The sequence below is a fragment of the uncultured Roseovarius sp. genome (genome assembly GCF_947259555.1).
Lineage (GTDB): Bacteria > Pseudomonadota > Alphaproteobacteria > Rhodobacterales > Rhodobacteraceae > Roseovarius.
Genome location: NZ_CAMYMD010000080.1, coordinates 1 through 16,567 on the forward strand (window position 1 = coordinate 1; position 16,567 = coordinate 16,567).

Below are 16,567 nucleotides of genomic sequence, written 5' to 3' on the forward strand. Positions count from 1 at the left end.
CAAGCCATTGAAAACGCGGGAGTGTTTGGCTGGCATAAAGTGCGATCCACAGAGGTTGCTGCGCCCACCCGGCGGTCAGGCACCGCGCGGCTTGTTTCTGACCCCCCAATGTCCGCTCAAGGCCAAAATCCACTCATGAACAAAATACGCGCCCCAATCGGCCAGACACAGCTCAGACCGGTGACACAGCAGGCGTCATGTGAATGAGCGTTGGCCGGTCGGCGCGAAACGCAGCACTGATCGCCTCGCACAAGGCGTCGGTATCCTGCGGCGCGACGGCATGTGCCCCGTAGGCACGCGCCAACGCGCAGAAATCAGGATTATGCGCCTTGATCGCATTGGGCGCGATCTGTGCGTGCACCATGCTGTCCTCGATCTCTTTCAGCTTGGTGTTGTCCCAGATCAGGATCGGCAGGGGCAGCCGCTGTTCGACGGCGGTGCCCAGCTCCTGCACCGTGTACTGAAAGCCGTAGTCGCCCGCGATGCACAGCGTCGGCAAGCCGGGGCGCGCCATCGCCCCGCCGATTGCGGCGGGCAGAGCGTAGCCGAGCGTGCCAAATCCCGTGGGATGATGCCAATGGCCGGGGCGGGGCATTGGCCAGACCTCCTGCGCGACATAGGCGAACTGGGTCATGTCGGAATAGATCATCGCGTTGTCCGGCAATGCCTCTCGCAGAACGTCGCATATCGCCGCGATTCCCGGGCGTTCGGCGTCACTCTCGGCGCGCCCGCGGGCGCGGGCGGCGGCGACCTCTTCGGCACACCAGCCGCCACAGTCCTGCAGGTCATGCTCCAGAAGCGCCTTGGCCAAGGCACCTGCCTCTGCCTGCACGGCGCGACTGCCGGTGTCAGCGCCGGCCAGCACGCCCGCGTCCATATCAACCCGGATGAGGGGCGCGCGATGGCCCAGATCGGCGCGCCACAGATCGTTTTGCGACAGTTCGCTGCCCACCACGAGGACCAGATCGGCCTCGGCGATCACCGATGCGCTGTCGGGCCGCGCCAGATAGGCGCCGAAATCAAGCGGCGCGCAAGCCCCCATGATCCCGCGACCGGCATAGGTGGTAAAGGTCGCCGCCCCGAGACGCGTCGCCACGGCGCGCCAGTCCCCGGCGCTCTGGACGGCACCGCCACCGAGAACGATCAGGGGTTTGCGCGCCTGCATGAGCGTCTGCGCCAGATCGGCGGCAAGATCCGGCAAAATTGCAGGGCTGACCCCGACCGGCACCGACGCCGGAGCCGCCCCTGCCAGTCCTTCCAGCGCCGCAATCGGCACCTGAATGTGGCGTGGTCTGCCGCGGCACAGGGCAAACTCTGTCAGCGCCCGGTCAATCAACCGATAGGCGCTCGCGGCATCGCGGGCCTCTTCGCTCCATTCGCAGACACAGGCCGCCGCCGCGCGCTGATCCCGCATCTGGTGCAATTGTCCCTGCGTGGCCGCCGTCTCGTCGAGACAGGAGGACAGGACCAGCACCGGCACGCTGTCCGACCATGCCTGCCCGAGCGGCGTGAGGATATTGCACAGCCCCGGACCGGTGATCACATAGGCGACGCCCGGCTGTCCGCTGGCGCGCGCATAGCCATCGGCCATGAAGCCCGCCCCCTGTTCGTGGCGCGCCAGAACATGGGTGATGCCGGCCTCTTCTATGCCGCGATACATTTCCTGATTATGCACACCCGGTATACCGAAGATCACATCGACACCGCGCGATTTCAGCATGTGGCTGATCTGCGCGCCCAAGGGGGCTTGGGCGCGAAACTCCGGGGTCTGGTCGGTCATGGCGGGCTCCTATGTCAGAATGCAATGTCAGGGGCGCCAGAACGATGGCACGAGCAACACGACCACGGCCAGAATCTCCAGCCGCCCCATCAACATGGCGAGGATCATCAGCGCCTTTGCGGCATCCGGAAAGCCCGCCAGCGACCCCGTCGGCCCGACAGTTGCCCCAAAGGCCGGGCCGACGTTGAAAATCGCCGTCCAGGCGCCGGTGACTGATTCCATAAGGCCCAGGCCGGTCAGTTCCAGCGCGACCGAGAAAAAGCCGAGCGACAGGATGTAGACGGTAAAGAGCAGCATCACCGATTGCAGCACCTCGTCCTCGACGCGGCGCCCCTCGTGGCGCAGCACCATCACGCTGGAGGGGTTGAAGATGCGGCGCGTCTGCTGCGCCAGTGCGCGCAGCATGAGTTGGTAACGGAAAATCTTGATCGAACAGCCGGTGGAGCCGGTGCAGCCGCCGATGGCCCCCACGGCGATCAGGAGGACAAAGGGAAAATTCCCCCAGGCGGTGACATCGCCGTCGCCATAGCCGGTGCCCGAAAAGATCGACACGACATTGAACAGCCGCAGCCGCAGGCTTTCCTCGTCAAAGCGCCCGCTGACCACGAAATCATAGGCCAGCACAAGCGCCACGGCGTAGAGGATCCAGCGCAGATAGGTCTGCACCTGCGTGTCATGCAGGATCGGACGCATGTTGCCCTGCACGCCCTGCATCATGCGCACGAAAGGCAGGCTGGCGAGGATCATGAAGACGACACAGGCATATTGCGGCGCGCCGGGGAAGGCCGCAAAGGAGGCGTCCTTGCTGGAGAACCCACCGGTGGAGACGGTGGTCAGCGCATGCACCGTGGCCTCGAAGGCGCCCATGCCCAGCACCAGATAGGTCAGGGTGCAGATCAGCGTGAGGCCCAGATACACGTTGAGCACGCCCTTGGAGATGTCGATGGTGCGCGGCAGCGCCTTGCCGAAGGTGTCGAACCCTTCGGAGCGAAAGAACTGCATGCCGCCCACCCGCATCTCGGGCAGGAACACCAGCGCCACGATCACGATCCCGAGACCGCCCAGCCATTGCAGGATACCGCGCCACAGCAAGAGGCCCTTGGGCAGATCATCCAGACCGGCAATCACCGTCGATCCGGTGGTCGTGACACCGGACATCGATTCGAAGAACGCGTCGATGAATGACAATTCGGTTGCGCCCAGCATGAACGGCAGCGCCCCGAAGAGCGGCAGCGCGACCCAGACCAGCGTGGTCAGCAAAAACGCCTGCTGGATCGTGAGGCCCTGCCCCACGGAGTTCTTGCACGCCAGCGCGACCAGCCCCCCGGTCAGGCAGGTCACGATCAGGCTTTCGGCAAAGACCGGCCAATGCGACCGCCCCTCGGCGAGGTCCACCAAGAGCGGCAGCGCCATGGTGAGGCCCATGGCCATGACCATAAGGCCAACAAGATAGCCCACCGGGCGCATATCGAACATGACGCGCAGAGTTGGCCGCAGGCGGCGAGACTGTCAAGCCGGATCGGCGCGGCGCGCGCGGCTCTAGTCGGGCAGGATATCCTCGAACACGAAGGCCGGGATATCGGCGCGGCGCAAGCCCATTCGGGAGAGATCATAATCACTCAGACTCTGAAGGTGCGCGACGCTCGCGAGACGTTGGCGCGCCAGTATGTAGCCATTCATTCCGGCGGCGCGCTCGGCGAGGTAAAGATCCAGATCGTGCCGCCAACGGGCCGGCAGAAATCGGGTATTCAGGTCGGTATCGGCCATTCGGGTCCCCTTTCTTCGGATCAGACAGGTCCCCTCCCCGCGTTGAACATAGCCCATCGGCGCTGCAAAATCGCGGGCGCATTCCAACGCGCTGCAAGGTGTTGCTGCAATGCAGCATTGCCGGGGTGCGAGTACCGCGCGGTGTGCAATCGTGGCACGCCAAGCCGTCGGCGCGGCTTTTGCGTTGATCCGCGCGCGATGCGCCTCTACCACTCGCGAGACATGTTCCCAACGCTCCGAGGTCCAGATGCGCGCGCTTTTACAACGGGTTTCACACGCATCCGTCGCCACCGGCGGACAGACCATCGGCCAATGCGGTCCGGGCCTGTTGATACTGGTATGCGCGATGCAGGGCGACACCGAGGCCGAGGCAGGCCGGCTGGCGGCGAAAATCGCCAAGTTGCGGATCTTCACCGATGAGGCGGGCAAGATGAACCGCTCGATTCTCGACATCGGCGGGTCGGCGCTGGTGATCAGCCAGTTTACCCTTGCGGCGGATACGTCACGCGGCAATCGCCCCGGCTTTTCCGGGGCCGCCGCACCGGATGTGGGCCGCCACCTCTATGCGCGTTTCGCCGAGCTGATCGCGGAGCAGGGCATTGCCACCGAGACCGGGGAATTCGGGGCCGATATGCAGGTCTCGTTGCTTAACGATGGGCCGGTCACGATCTGGATGGAGAGCTGAGCGACCGGCTCAGAACAAAGAGCCCTGTCCCTCTGGCGGCGTCTTGGGTTTGGCGCGCGGGGGCGCGGGGGGTTTAGCGCGCCGGGGCGAGGGGGCGGGCGTATCCGGTCGCGCGGCGAGATCGAGCTTGCCATCGGCGAATTCGATCTCAAGCGCCTTGGCCGCCGCTGCCGCCGCGCGCGTGGTCAGAACCGCGCCATCGCCCCGCACCACGGCGTATCCCCTTTGCAATGTGGCGCGGTAACCAAGGGTTTCGCGCAGGCGATCCAGCGTGGCGATCCGCTCACGCCAGCCCTGCACCTGCCGGTTGGCGGCATCAGAGAACCGCGCCGTGACGCGGTCGAGATCGCGCCGCTTTTGATGGATGTCGCGCACGAGGGCATGGGTGTTGAGCCGCGCCGCCGTGTTCGCAAGCCGCCGCTTGTCAGATGTGACCGCCCGGCGCAACAGCGCGGGCCGCAAGGCGCCAGCTGTCTCGGACAATCCGACCTTGCGCATCTGCACCGATCTGGTCAGCGCCGCAGGCAGGCGCTCGGCCCAGGCATCGAGCCTCTGGCGCGGCCCGTCGAGCAGCGTCTCCGCCCGCGGCATGGCGCGCGCGAGATCGCGCAGGCGCTGGCCGCGCAAGGCAATGGCCTGACTTTGCGCATGGCTCAGCCGTGCGCCCTGCCCGTCGAGCCATGCCAGCAGATCGAGCCGCACCGGCACCGCAAGCTCTGCCGCCGCAGAGGGCGTGGGCGCGCGCTTGTCGGAGGCGAAATCAATCAGCGTCGTATCGGTCTCGTGGCCCACCGCTGAAATCAGCGGAATCGCACTCTCGGCAGCCGCGCGCACGACGATTTCCTCGTTGAACCCCCACAGATCCTCGACCGAGCCGCCACCGCGCGCGACGATGATCAGATCCGGACGCGGCAGGGCGCCGCCGGAGGTGAGCGCGTTGAAGCCGCGAATGCCATTGGCCACCTCGCCCGCGCAACGCTCGCCCTGAACGGCCACAGGCCAGATCAGCACCTTGCGCGGGAACCTGTCACGCAGGCGGTGCAAGATATCGCGGATGACAGCGCCCGAGGGCGATGTCACAACGCCGATGACCTCGGGGAGGTAGGGAATCGGCTGCTTGCGCTCTGCCGCGAACAGCCCCTCGGCGGCCAGTGCCACCTTGCGCTTTTCCAGCATCGCCATCAGCGCGCCCATGCCGGCCGGTTTCAGATCCTCGATGACGATCTGATAGCGCGACTGGCCCGGAAAGGTGGTCAGCCGCCCTGTGACGACCACCTCCATGCCTTCTTCGGGCTGCACCGCCAGACGCGTGGCCACACCCTTCCAGATGATGCCCGACAGCACCGCGCGGTCATCCTTGATATCCAGATAGACATGGCCCGAGCGCGGCCGCGATATGCGCCCCAACTCACCGCGCACCCGAACATGGCCAAACTCCCCCTCGATCATCCGCTTGATCGCCCCCGACAGGTCGGAGACCGAAAATTCGGGGGCATTCTCGCCCGGGTCGGGATCGTCGATCAGGTCGGACATGTGGAGCGCACCTTGTGTCTGTGTGCCCGCCACCTTAGAACGCGCGGCAATCGAGGCCAAGCAGGAGTTGCCCGGCATGAACATTCTGATCCTGGGGTCCGGCGGGCGCGAACACGCTCTGGCCTGGGCGGTGCTGCAAAACCCGAAATGCGACCGGCTGATCGTGGCGCCGGGAAATGGCGGCATCTCGGAGATCGCGGAATGCGCAAGCCTCGATATTCTAGATGGCGGCGCGGTGGCCGGGTTTTGCGAGGCCGAGGCGGTCGATTTCATCATCATCGGCCCGGAGGCCCCGCTGGCGGCCGGTGTCGGCGACCGATTGCGCGCCGCCGGGTTTCTGGTGTTTGGCCCCTCGGCTGAGGCGGCACGGCTGGAGGCCTCCAAAAGTTTTACCAAGGCCGTGTGCGACGCGGCGGGCGCGCCGACGGCGGCCTATGGGCATTTCACCGACCATGCGGCGGCGCGCGCGCATGTGATCGCACAGGGCGCCCCGATCGTCGTCAAGGCCGACGGACTCGCGGCCGGCAAGGGCGTGATCGTGGCCGAGACCGAGGCCGAGGCGCTCGCGGCGCTTGACGACATGTTCGGCGGCGAGTTTGGCGAGGCCGGTGCGGAGGTGGTGATCGAGGAGTTCATGACCGGTGAAGAAGCGTCGTTCTTTGTGCTCTGCGACGGCGAGACGGCCCTGCCCATCGGCACCGCGCAGGACCACAAGCGCATCGGCGAAGGCGATACCGGCCCGAACACCGGCGGCATGGGCGCCTATTCGCCCGCGCCCGTGATGACCGATACGGTAACGCAAAGGGCGCTCGACGAGATCGTTCGCCCGACCCTGACCGAGATGACACGGCGCGGCACCCCTTATCAGGGCGTGCTCTTTGTCGGGCTGATGATCGAGAACGAGGCGCCGAGGCTGGTTGAATACAATGTCCGATTTGGCGATCCTGAATGTCAGGCGCTCATGATGCGGCTGGGCGGTCAGGCGCTGGATCTCCTGCTCGCCGTGGCCGAGGGCCGACTCTCGGATATGACGGTGAACTGGGCCGAGGACCATGCGCTCACCGTTGTCATGGCCGCGCGCGGCTATCCCGGCAGCTATGAGAAAGGAAGCCGGATCAAAGGGTTGGAGACCTGCCCCGAGGACAGCTTTCACATGGTCTTTCACGCGGGCACGGACCGGTCTGGCACGGAGGTCACGGCGACGGGCGGGCGCGTTCTGGCTGTGACAGGGCGCGGCGATACCCTGCGCGAGGCCGCGGATCGGACCTATGACATGGTTGCCCGGATCGACTGGCCCGAGGGCGTCTATCGCCGCGATATCGGTTGGCGAGCGCTCTGACATCTGCCTTGCGCGGGGGCGCTGCCCCCGCACCCCCGAGGTATTTCCGGCCAGATGAAGATCAGTCGCAGGCCATGGCGCGGTCGAACCCGCTTGGGCTCGCCTCCAGTCCCAGGGCGCGCGAGGTCAGGGCATCGTCTTCGAGTGCCACCGCCACGAGGCTTTGAAACCCGGCATCCGCGAGGACGATCTCGGGGCCCGCGCCGCAATCTCGGACGCCTCCCCAGATGACCTCGTCACCGATCCGGTGATTGGTCACGCCGCGCAGGCTGGCGATTTGCGTGAGGCCCCCGGGGGCCCAGCTCCAGATCCGGAGCGTCTTGCCCAGATGCGGCGTCTCGACATAGGCGATATCGGTGATCCCGTCGCCATTGAGATCGGCAATCGCGGCGGGGGCGAGCCAGCGGAAGCGCGTGCCGATATGGGGCGTGGCGGCGGATTTCACCAGGCGCCCCTGGCGCAGCGTGTAAATGGCCAGTTGCGCGCCTTGACGCGGGCTCGATTCGACCAGAACCACATCGTTTTGACCATCGCCGTCGGCATCCACCACGCGGGGGGCGATATCCTCGAAGACGTGATCGGGGTTTGGCCCCTGCCGCAGGTCAAGCCGCGTTTCACGGCCTGCCGCATCCCGCACCGCCAGCACGCGGCGCTCGGGGATGGTGCCCATGATCCGGTGCGGGTAGCTGTCGTCGGGGGCCTCGAAGCGGGCGGCGGCAATGCCGATGCCCGGCGCGGTGACCCACGCCTCCTGCGCCGCGCCCGCCCCGGACAGCGAGACACCAAGCGCGGCGATGAGGACCGCCGCGCGCATACGCTCAGATCTGCTTTTCGGGCATCTGCACCACGAGGCCGTCGAGCGCCTCACTGACCTTCAACTGACAGGTCAGGCGCGACCGCTCGGCATCGGGCTCATAGGCGAAATCGAGCATGTCCTCTTCCATGTCGTCCTTGGCCGGGAGCTTTTCGACCCAGGCAGGATCGACGTAGACGTGACAGGTCGAACAGGCGCAGGCGCCGCCGCAATCGGCCTCGATGCCGGGGATATTGTTGTCGCGCGCGCCTTCCATAACGGTCAGCCCATTGGCGACTTCGACGTCGTGACGGGTGCCGTTGTGCTCGATATAGGTGATTTTGGCCATGGCTGGGCTCTCTCCCTTTCGTCATTCGCTTGAGGCTACCTAGCCAAGCCCCCGGGGTGAGACCAGCCCCATTTGCGACCTGTGCGAAAAAGAGTTGCGACACGCCCCGAATGTTCTATCTTTGTTCTTATGCAGATGCTTTATAGTCACCCCTTGCCCCGTCCGCCTTCGGCCCTGATCGCCGCACGCCTGTCCGAGGCACCGTTTGGCGCGCGTATCACCGTGGCCGGTCTCGTGCTGCTGCGCCAGCGTCCGGGGACGGCGCGCGGCGTGGTGTTTGTGACGCTCGAGGACGAGACCGGCGTTGTCAATGTCGTGATCTGGCGCAAGGTGTTCGACCGGTTCCGGCGCGCGGTGATTTCGGGGCGCATGCTGCGTGTCACGGGACGGGTGGAGCGGCAGGCCGATGTCACCCATGTGGTGGCTGACGAGATCGAGGATATTTCGGCCTTGCTCGACCGGTTGACCGATCTCGACAGCCCGCTTTCACCGGGGGTCGAAACCGGCTAGAGTTTCGGCGCAACCGCCCGCGAGGTCCGCGCCGATGATCCGTCAAGCCCTGCTCTGCATTGCCCTGGCCTCCGGCCTTTCAGCCTGCCAGACGACGCAGGCGGCCTATGACGCGCCCGATCTGACGGCAGAGCGCCCGCCCGGCGCGCCACCGGGCACCTGCTGGGGCAAGACGGACACGCCCGCCCTCATCGAGACCGTCACCGAGCAGGTCCAGCTCTCCCCCGCCGAGACCGACGCGTCAGGCCGTGTCACGCGACCGGCCACCTACGCCACGGAGACCCGGCAGGCGATCCTGCAGGAGCGGGTCACCACTTGGTTCGAAACGCCCTGCCGTGATGTCCGCACACCGGATTTTGTCGCCTCGGTGCAACGGGCGCTGGCCGCGCGCGACCTTTATCGCGGGCCGATCACGACACGCATGGATACCCGCACCCGCGCCGCGATCCAGCGGTATCAGGCCCCGCGCGGCCTCGATAGCGGCACACTTTCACTGGACAGTGCGCGCAACCTCGGGCTGGTGGCCGCCCAGTTGCCCGAGTGATCCGGCTTCATCTGGCTGAAAATACCTGAAAACCACCCCGCCGCAGCGAGAGCGGCAACGGCGGGGGCGCAACGGTCGGGCCGCTCAACCGCGCCCGGCCTCAATCAGATGTCGGGCCAATGCGCCATAGGCGCGGGCCACCGGGCTCTCGCCCGAGGCCACCGGATGCCCCGAATCGCCGGACAGCCGCGTCTCCAGGTCAATCGGCAGCGCGGCGAGCAGCGGCAGGTCCAGCCCCTCGGCCTCGACCCGCACGCCGCCATGGCCGAATATATGCGCCTCGTGCCCGCAGTCGGGACATTTGAAGAATGACATGTTCTCGATCATGCCCAACAACGGCACCTCCAGGGTGCGGAACATGTCCATCGCCTTGCGCGCGTCCAGAAGGGCCACATCCTGTGGTGTCGAGACGATGATCGCGCCGTCGGGCCGGGCCCGTTGGCTGAGTGTCAGTTGCACATCGCCGGTGCCGGGCGGCAGATCGACAACGAGTACGTCCAGAACGCCCCAATCCACCTGCGACAGCATTTGCTGCAAGGCGCCCATCAGCATCGGCCCGCGCCAGATCACGGCCTTGGCGGGATCGAGCATCAACCCGATCGACATGACCTTGACGCCATGCGCCTCAAGAGGCGTGATCCGCTCACCATCGGCGCTTTGGGGGCGCGCGTTGAGCCCCATCATGCGCGGCAGGCTGGGCCCGTGGATATCGGCATCGAGCAGGCCCACGCGCCGCCCCTGACGGGCAAGCGCAACCGCAAGATTGGCCGCCACGGTGGACTTGCCGACGCCGCCCTTGCCGCTGGCCACGGCCAGAAGCGATGCAATGCCTTCTGGCCGGATCGAGCTGTTGCCGCCCTTGGGGTGCTGACCGAGCTTGAGCGAGGGCGGCGGGGCGTGAGCCGTCAAGGCCACCGTGGCCCTGGAGACGCCGGGCAGGCTTAGCGCTGCGCGCTCGGCGGCGGCGCGCAGCGGTTCCATCAGGCGGGCCGCTTCCGGGCTTGGCGCCTCGATGACGAATCGCACCTCGTCACCCTCGACAACGAGCGCCCGCACCATGTCACGCGATACGAGATTGCCGCCATCGGGCAGTTCCAGGAGTGTCAGTCGATTTTCGAGTTGTGCGCGAATGTCAGACATGAGTGTTCCTTTTGCACAGCTGCTGCCATCGGTGGCAATTCCGTCTTTCCGAAGCAAGAGGCGTTCGCCGTGTGCTTAAAAAATACTGCATTTGCTTAACCTTAGGTCAATCTTATCTTATGCGTTTGCTGCATAGCAGCATTGCTCATCCGGGGTATTGTGCACGCGCAGCAAAAGCGTATCTTAGTCTCAACAAAGGCGAAACGAACAGCGCCGAACCTGAATGAGACCCTATCCGCAAGGACCCGCACAGATGGCTATCACGACCGAAATACACCGCTCCGCCGTTCAAGTGCTTGGCGAAGATGTGAGCGCAGCCATTTATGCTGCAATGCGGCGGATCGCAGATTACCGCACCTACCGGCAGACGGTCAACGAGCTGTCGGTGCTGAGCACGCGAGATCTGGCCGACCTGGGTCTGCACCGCGGCGAGATTCGCCGGGTTGCGTACGAAACAGTTTACGGCAACCGCCCGTAAACACACGAGATCAGGTGCCCCCCTCCTCCTCCCTGGGGTATCTGTTACGGCCAACGGCATCTCTCCTCCTCCCTGATGCCGGAGGCCGTCAAATCGGGACCAAAAGTCCCTACGTTTTGCGAACGGCCCTCTCCTCCTCCCTGGGCTGAACGTATAGGAAACGGCGGCACCTCTCCTCCTCCCTGGTGCCGCCGTTTTTTATTTTCCGGTCAGAACCGCTCAGTGAAGCGTTCTTGCGCGCGCCCTGCGCGCAGGTAGCGGCGCGGAGTTGCGGCTTGCCTGATGCAGTATTTCGACAAACGCGCATGCCGCCGCGCTCTTGGCGTCCTTTGCGACCTGGCATCTCAGGGCCCTGCGCGCGTGTTCGGCCGTCACCGGCCCGTCGGCGAGGCAGGCCCATTGAAGAAATCCCATGCGGGCGGCCCTTTCGGCTTGCGCGCCGGTGGCAGGGCTGCGCTCCAGGACATCCATGATCTTGACAAGTGTCATCTCAAGCTCTCCCCGGCCACACCCCGGGCCGGATGGGGCGGGACAGGCAAGAGACATGGCACAGCGGAACACCGATGCGCACACGTCCGGCACCGCGCCCCGCGATTCGACGTCTCACAAGGCTGGTTTCCGGGCTTGGATGGCGGGCCTGACTGGCCTCTGCGTCACGGCACCTTCCCGAGCGCACGCCGCTCAGTGGCATATTGCCGTTTCGCCCACCCTGACCGTTGCGGGGGCAGCGCCGGACTTGCACCGGCTTCCCAATTCTCAGCCCCGAGGGGCCGCACCTTGACAGTAAAATCCTAGACCCAACCGCTACGGTGAGACAAGCCTGATTGCGACCTGCGCGGCCATGCTCACGGCAGAATCCGATAACGCGCCGCGTAGCTCACCGAAAAATTCACGGATCGCGCAATAAAGCAGACGTCATGCACCCGCGCGTGCAAGGCATCGGCTGCGGCCGGGTCGGTCCCCGCGGGCAGTGCGATACTGGGCCGCAAGGTCACACGCAAAAACCGGCTTGCGCCGCTCGCGTCGGTCTCGCCGACGGCCAGGGGATCATCCTGATAGGCGTGGACGGCAATGCCGGCGTCGCTCGAAAAATGCAGAAACCAAAGCATGTGGCAGGCACTAAGTGCGGCAATCAGCATGTCCTCTGGATTATGCAGGGCCGGATCGCCCCCCAAAAGCGGGTCGTTGGAACACTCGATCACCGGCTTTCCGGGCGTCTCCACGTTCCATGTGCGCGCATAGCCGTTATAGTGCCGCGTTCCAGCGCCGCGATTCCCGGTCCAGACCACGCGGGCGGTATATTCATGCTCTTGGGGCAAATGCGATCACCTCGGCCTCTGTCACCACCATGTCGAGCGGCTGATCCGTGGGCTCGAGCGGCAAATCCGAAGCCTCCTGTGCGCCATAGGCAAACCCGATGGCAAGCGTCGCACGCCGCGCGCGCAGCATCTCAAGCGTCCGGTCGTAAAAGCCGCCACCATAGCCCAGACGCCCGCCACGCCGATCAAACGCGACCAGCGGCACGATCAGGATCTCGGGCTCGAAGAAATCGTCGATCTGAGGCACCATGGCACCGAACGGCCCCTCGCGGAGGGCGCAGCCCGGCTCCCAGCGCGAAAAGGCCAGCGGATGGTCTGCGGCCTCGATCACCGGCACGCCGACCGGGCCATGCGCGGCCGCTTCGGCCATCGCGGCAAGCGGGTCGATCTCGCTGCGGATCGGCATGTAGCCAGCCAGAGGCACACCGCGATAGCCCGCGAGAACACCCGACAAGAGCCCTGCGGCGGCCCCGTCGTGGGTCCGGTGCGCCTCGGCGCGCCGCGCGAACGCCGCCTTGCGAGCGGCCTGCTTGATATCCGTCAGATCGCTCATAGTAAAAACACCGTTGCCAGCCCCAGAAAGGCGAAGAAACCCACGACATCGGTCACTGTCGTGACAAACGTGCCGGACCCGAGCGCCGGATCGATTCCCATCCGGTCCATGACCACCGGGATACCGGCCCCCGCCAGCCCCGCCACCACAAGATTGATCACCATGGCAGAGGCAATGACGTAGCCAAGTTCAGGCCCGCCGAACCAGATCACGCCGACAATCCCCATGACCAGCGCGAACACCACGCCGTTGATCAGCCCCACGAATATTTCGCGCCTGAGCACCCGCCAGACGTTCGAGCCGGTGAGGTCCTTTGTGGCGAGCGCGCGCACCGCCACTGTCAGGCTCTGGGTGCCGGCATTGCCCCCCATCGACGCCACGATCGGCATCAGCACCGCGAGGGCAACCAGTTGGGCGATCGCCGCCTCGAATTGCGCGATCACCAGTGAGGCGAGAATCGCGGTCATCAGGTTCACCGCCAGCCAGGGCACCCTCTGTTTCGAGGTCGCCACGATCGAATCGTTCAATCCGCCCTCGCCCACGCCCGCAAGGCGCATGATGTCTTCCTCATGCTCTTCGTCCAGCACGATCATCGCGTCGTCGATGGTGATCACGCCGACCAGCCGCCCGTCTTCGTCGACCACAGGCGCCGAAATGAGGTGGTACTGATTGAAGGCATAGGCCACGTTGCCCTCGGCCTGCGTCACCGGGATCACGTGAAATGTCTCTTCCACGATATCCTTGAGCGCCGTGTCGCGGCGCGATGCCATGACCCGGCCGAGGGTGACATTGCCCACCGGGTGCAGACGGGGATCTACCAGAATGATATGGTAAAATTGCTCTGGCAGGTCTTTGGCGCCGCGCATGAAGTCGATGACATCGCCCACGCTCCAATGCTCGGGCGCCATAACGACCTCGCGCTGCATGAGGCGGCCGGCGGAGTATTCGGGATAGGTCAGCGATTGCCGCACCGCGAGCCTGTCGCTGTCCTCCAGAACGCTCAGGATCGCTTCTTGTTGCTGATCCTCCATGTCCTCGACCAGATCGACCACGTCATCGGAGTCGAGATCGCGCACCGCATCGGCCAGCACCTCGGGCGTCAGCAGCCCGAGGACTTCTTCGCGGATCGATTCGTCGAGTTCGGACAGGATGTCGCCGTCGAATTCCTGGCCGTAGAGATGAATCAGCCGCCGACGGTCATAGGCGTTGATCTGTTCCAGCAGGTCGGCGATGTCCGCCGGGTGCAGCGGCTCCATCTCGGCCCACAGCATGTCGCGGTCATCGGTGTCGACCGCATACATGATGCGCGAGATCACCTGACGATTGAGCGAATACTCGTCGTCATCGTCACGCTCCGGCTCGGGGGCCAGATCTTCGTCTTGTTCTGCCATCACACCCCCCGCCGGCCACGTCCTTGCGCAGGCTTAAAGAAGCGGTTTGCGGAAAACAATGACAATGGGGCGTTTTACAGCGGTGTTGCGGCCCGGATCGCGCTCTTTGCGCGATCATGCGCCGTCAATGCCTCACGCCCACGGTCATTCGCGGGCATGAGGCACGTCAGGCAATTCGGCATCGGATGGCGGCGGATCTAGCCCCGGAAACGCTGTGGCAGATCCCAGAACGCGCGGCGCGATTCGGCCCACGCCTCGCGGCGGGTCAGGCCAAGATCCTCAAGCGCCGCATCGTCCAGCGACCGCAGCGCCCTGCGTTGATGCCAGACCGAGATCACGTCGGCCAGGCGCACGCCCCGATGGGAATGAGAGCAGGTTAGGGTCGGGCTATGGCTCTGAAACGTCATCGGTTTCCCTTTCCATTTGGTGATAACAAGACGGGTTTGCATTTCTTCTGTTGATCTTTTGCCAGCTTTGGGTCAATTTTGAAAATGAATGTTTGACTACCACAGCATCAAGGAATGTGATGAATGCGAAATCTGGACATCACCACGCTGCGCTCGCTCGTCGCCGTGACGGATCACGGTGGCGTCACGCGGGCCGCAGCCGCGCTCAACCTCACGCAATCCGCGGTTTCGATGCAGCTCAAACGTCTTGAGGACATGCTCGACCTCACCTTGCTGGATCGGGCCAACCGGCGGGTATCGCTGACCGCATCGGGAGAGCAGCTGGTGGGCTATGCCCGCCGGATGCTGGACCTCAATGACGAAGTGGTGGGGCGGCTGACCGAAGAGACCTTTGAAGGCGAACTGATCCTTGGCGTGCCGCATGACATCGTTTATCCGGTCGTGCCGCGCGTCCTCAAACGGTTCAACGCGGCGTTTCCGCGGGTCAATGTCCAGCTGCGGTCGTCCAGCACGATGAAATTGCGCGACGCGCTCGCGCGCGGTGAGGCCGACGTGATCCTGACAACTGAGGAGGGCGTGGGCGAGACCGGCGAGACCCTGACCCGGATGAACCTGCGCTGGACCGGCGCGCCCGCCGGCGTCTCATGGAAACGGCGCCCGCTGAGGCTCGCGTTTTGCCGTCAGTGTATTTTCCGCCCCATCGTGCTGCGCAAGCTGGAAGAGGCGGGCATGGATTGGGAGCTGGCGGTGGATTCAGAGGACGATCGCGCTGTCGAGGCACTGGTGAGCGCCGATCTCGCGGTCGGCGCGCTGCTGGAAGAGAGCATACCGCCGCATCTGGAGGCCATCCATTCCGGCGGCGCGCTGCCCGATCTCGGCGTGCAAAAGATCAACCTTTATGCCCGCGCCGGGCGCGACGAAGTCCGCGACGAGCTGATGAGCATGCTGCGCCAGGGCTTTGGTGCGCAGGCGCAGCCCTCGCCCGACCTCATGACAGCGTGACGACGACCTTGCCGGTGGATTTGCGCTGGCGCAGCAGCTCCAGCGCCTCCGCCGCGCGCTCCAACGGCATCTGATGCGAGACGTGCGGGCGGATGCGGCCCGCCGCGTAAAGCTCGAAAAGTGTGGCGAGGCTGTCGGTTACGACCTCGGGGCGGAAATTGAGGTAGCCGCCCCAATAGAGCCCCATCACGCTGATATTCTTGACCAGCAGGTGATTGGCGGGGATGCGCGGCACCTCGCCGCTGGCAAAGCCGATCGTCAGGAGCCGCGCCTCTGGCTTGCAGGCACGAAACGCCGCCATGAACTGATCGCCGCCGACCGGATCATAAACCACGTCGAGCCCGCCAAGGGCCTTGCACGCCTCTCGAATATCCTGCGTTTCCGCGTCGATCAGGTGATCGGCGCCCGCCTCGCGCGCGATGGCCAGCTTATCCGCGCCGCGCGCACAGGCGATGACCTGCGCGCCCATCTCCTTGCCGATCTCGACCGCCGTCAGCCCCACGCCGCCCGCGGCGCCCAGCACCAGCAGCGTCTCACCGGGGCGCAGCCGGGCCTTGTAATCGAGCGCCACATGGCTGGTCCCGTATGCGATCTGAAAGGCGGCAGCCTCGGCGTAGGACATCGCATCGGGAATCGGCACCGCGCGTTCGGCGGGAAAACAGCCATACTCCGCCAGCCCGCCCTGCCCGCCGAACACGGCAACGCGCGTCCCGGGTACAGGCCCGGCCGTGTCCGGCCCGAGCGCGTCCACCACGCCCGCGACTTCCATGCCCAGGGTAAAGGGGGCCTCTGGCGTATCCTGATACTCGCCCTTGATCATGAGCAAATCGGCGAAATTGAGACCGCACGCCTCGACTCGCACGGCGACCTCGCCCCGGGCCGGTACCGGCTGCGCGATCTCTGACAAACAAGGCTCTGCCCCGGTCGCGGGGAGTTGAAAGGCGCGCATCCGTTTTCCTTTCGTATTCGGCGTGTCA

Annotated in this window: 19 protein-coding genes and 1 riboswitch; of the genes, 6 read left to right on the forward strand and 13 right to left on the reverse strand. The window is 65.3% G+C overall.

Going from position 1 to position 16,567, the window contains the following annotated elements:
- Positions 1–172: 172 nt before the first annotated feature.
- The 3 genes from Q0X85_RS12925 to Q0X85_RS12935 all read right to left on the reverse strand — a co-directional run bounded on the left by Q0X85_RS12925 (position 173) and on the right by Q0X85_RS12935 (position 3,547).
- A complete protein-coding gene (locus tag Q0X85_RS12925) occupies positions 173–1,780 on the reverse strand; it encodes a thiamine pyrophosphate-binding protein (RefSeq protein WP_297772477.1) in 1,608 nt (535 codons plus the stop codon).
- A 27-nt stretch (positions 1,781–1,807) separates the two neighbouring features.
- Complete coding sequence (locus Q0X85_RS12930) at positions 1,808–3,256, reverse strand: TrkH family potassium uptake protein (protein ID WP_297772478.1); 1,449 nt, start codon at positions 3,254–3,256, stop codon at positions 1,808–1,810.
- A 63-nt stretch (positions 3,257–3,319) separates the two neighbouring features.
- The gene (locus Q0X85_RS12935) at positions 3,320–3,547 is read right to left on the reverse strand and encodes a DUF1127 domain-containing protein (protein ID WP_297772479.1); all 228 of its coding nucleotides are present in this window, start codon (positions 3,545–3,547) and stop codon (positions 3,320–3,322) included.
- Positions 3,548–3,794: 247 nt separating this feature from the next.
- On the opposite strand from Q0X85_RS12935, the gene dtd reads away from it, so the two are divergent.
- Positions 3,795–4,232 carry a D-aminoacyl-tRNA deacylase gene (gene dtd, locus Q0X85_RS12940; RefSeq protein ID WP_297772480.1) on the forward strand — a complete coding sequence of 146 codons (438 nt, stop codon included), beginning with the start codon at positions 3,795–3,797 and terminating at the stop codon, positions 4,230–4,232.
- 9 nt (positions 4,233–4,241) lie between these two features.
- On the opposite strand, the gene xseA is transcribed toward dtd, so the two are convergent.
- Positions 4,242–5,765 (reverse strand): exodeoxyribonuclease VII large subunit, encoded by a 1,524-nt coding sequence (gene xseA / locus Q0X85_RS12945; protein ID WP_297772481.1) that lies wholly within the window; start codon positions 5,763–5,765, stop codon positions 4,242–4,244.
- Positions 5,766–5,841: 76 nt separating this feature from the next.
- Between xseA and purD the strand changes: the two genes are divergently transcribed.
- Positions 5,842–7,104 carry a phosphoribosylamine--glycine ligase gene (gene purD / locus Q0X85_RS12950; RefSeq protein WP_297772482.1) on the forward strand — a complete coding sequence of 421 codons (1,263 nt, stop codon included), beginning with the start codon at positions 5,842–5,844 and terminating at the stop codon, positions 7,102–7,104.
- A gap of 61 nt (positions 7,105–7,165) precedes the next feature.
- On the opposite strand, the gene Q0X85_RS12955 is transcribed toward purD, so the two are convergent.
- Entirely contained in the window at positions 7,166–7,918 is a 753-nt protein-coding gene (locus tag Q0X85_RS12955; RefSeq protein WP_297772483.1) for a VCBS repeat-containing protein, read from the reverse strand.
- Positions 7,919–7,922: 4 nt separating this feature from the next.
- Positions 7,923–8,246 (reverse strand): 2Fe-2S iron-sulfur cluster-binding protein, encoded by a 324-nt coding sequence (locus Q0X85_RS12960; RefSeq protein ID WP_297772484.1) that lies wholly within the window; start codon positions 8,244–8,246, stop codon positions 7,923–7,925.
- Between the two features lie 135 nt (positions 8,247–8,381).
- On the opposite strand from Q0X85_RS12960, the gene Q0X85_RS12965 reads away from it, so the two are divergent.
- Positions 8,382–8,756 carry an OB-fold nucleic acid binding domain-containing protein gene (locus Q0X85_RS12965; RefSeq protein ID WP_297772507.1) on the forward strand — a complete coding sequence of 125 codons (375 nt, stop codon included), beginning with the start codon at positions 8,382–8,384 and terminating at the stop codon, positions 8,754–8,756.
- 34 nt (positions 8,757–8,790) lie between these two features.
- Entirely contained in the window at positions 8,791–9,300 is a 510-nt protein-coding gene (locus Q0X85_RS12970) for a peptidoglycan-binding domain-containing protein (RefSeq protein WP_297772485.1), read from the forward strand.
- Positions 9,301–9,384: 84 nt separating this feature from the next.
- Here Q0X85_RS12970 and Q0X85_RS12975 read toward each other — a convergent pair whose 3' ends face one another.
- Positions 9,385–10,440 (reverse strand): Mrp/NBP35 family ATP-binding protein, encoded by a 1,056-nt coding sequence (locus tag Q0X85_RS12975; protein WP_297772486.1) that lies wholly within the window; start codon positions 10,438–10,440, stop codon positions 9,385–9,387.
- A 253-nt stretch (positions 10,441–10,693) separates the two neighbouring features.
- Between Q0X85_RS12975 and Q0X85_RS12980 the strand changes: the two genes are divergently transcribed.
- Entirely contained in the window at positions 10,694–10,918 is a 225-nt protein-coding gene (locus tag Q0X85_RS12980) for a DUF1127 domain-containing protein (protein ID WP_297772487.1), read from the forward strand.
- A 219-nt stretch (positions 10,919–11,137) separates the two neighbouring features.
- Here Q0X85_RS12980 and Q0X85_RS12985 read toward each other — a convergent pair whose 3' ends face one another.
- The 5 genes from Q0X85_RS12985 to Q0X85_RS13005 form a co-directional block, all read right to left on the reverse strand.
- Entirely contained in the window at positions 11,138–11,407 is a 270-nt protein-coding gene (locus Q0X85_RS12985) for a hypothetical protein (RefSeq protein ID WP_297772488.1), read from the reverse strand.
- Between the two features lie 102 nt (positions 11,408–11,509).
- A riboswitch (cobalamin riboswitch) is annotated at positions 11,510–11,713 on the reverse strand.
- Positions 11,714–11,763: 50 nt separating this feature from the next.
- Positions 11,764–12,237, reverse strand: a complete 474-nt coding sequence (locus Q0X85_RS12990) for an OsmC family protein (RefSeq protein WP_297772489.1) — start codon at positions 12,235–12,237, stop codon at positions 11,764–11,766.
- Positions 12,221–12,790: a 5-formyltetrahydrofolate cyclo-ligase gene (locus tag Q0X85_RS12995; RefSeq protein ID WP_297772490.1), complete on the reverse strand. Its 570-nt coding sequence runs from the start codon at positions 12,788–12,790 to the stop codon at positions 12,221–12,223. Before Q0X85_RS12995 ends, Q0X85_RS12990 begins: the two co-directional genes overlap by 17 nt.
- Positions 12,787–14,181 carry a magnesium transporter gene (gene mgtE, locus Q0X85_RS13000; protein WP_297772491.1) on the reverse strand — a complete coding sequence of 465 codons (1,395 nt, stop codon included), beginning with the start codon at positions 14,179–14,181 and terminating at the stop codon, positions 12,787–12,789. The genes Q0X85_RS12995 and mgtE overlap by 4 nt, the downstream gene beginning before the upstream one ends.
- Before the next feature lie 197 nt (positions 14,182–14,378).
- A complete protein-coding gene (locus Q0X85_RS13005; RefSeq protein WP_297772492.1) occupies positions 14,379–14,588 on the reverse strand; it encodes a DUF1127 domain-containing protein in 210 nt (69 codons plus the stop codon).
- Between the two features lie 123 nt (positions 14,589–14,711).
- Between Q0X85_RS13005 and Q0X85_RS13010 the strand changes: the two genes are divergently transcribed.
- Entirely contained in the window at positions 14,712–15,590 is an 879-nt protein-coding gene (locus tag Q0X85_RS13010) for a LysR family transcriptional regulator (protein WP_297772493.1), read from the forward strand.
- Here the strand turns inward: Q0X85_RS13010 and Q0X85_RS13015 are convergent.
- Complete coding sequence (locus Q0X85_RS13015; protein WP_297772494.1) at positions 15,577–16,539, reverse strand: NADPH:quinone oxidoreductase family protein; 963 nt, start codon at positions 16,537–16,539, stop codon at positions 15,577–15,579. The genes Q0X85_RS13010 and Q0X85_RS13015 overlap by 14 nt on opposite strands.
- Between the last annotated feature and the right edge of the window lie 28 nt (positions 16,540–16,567).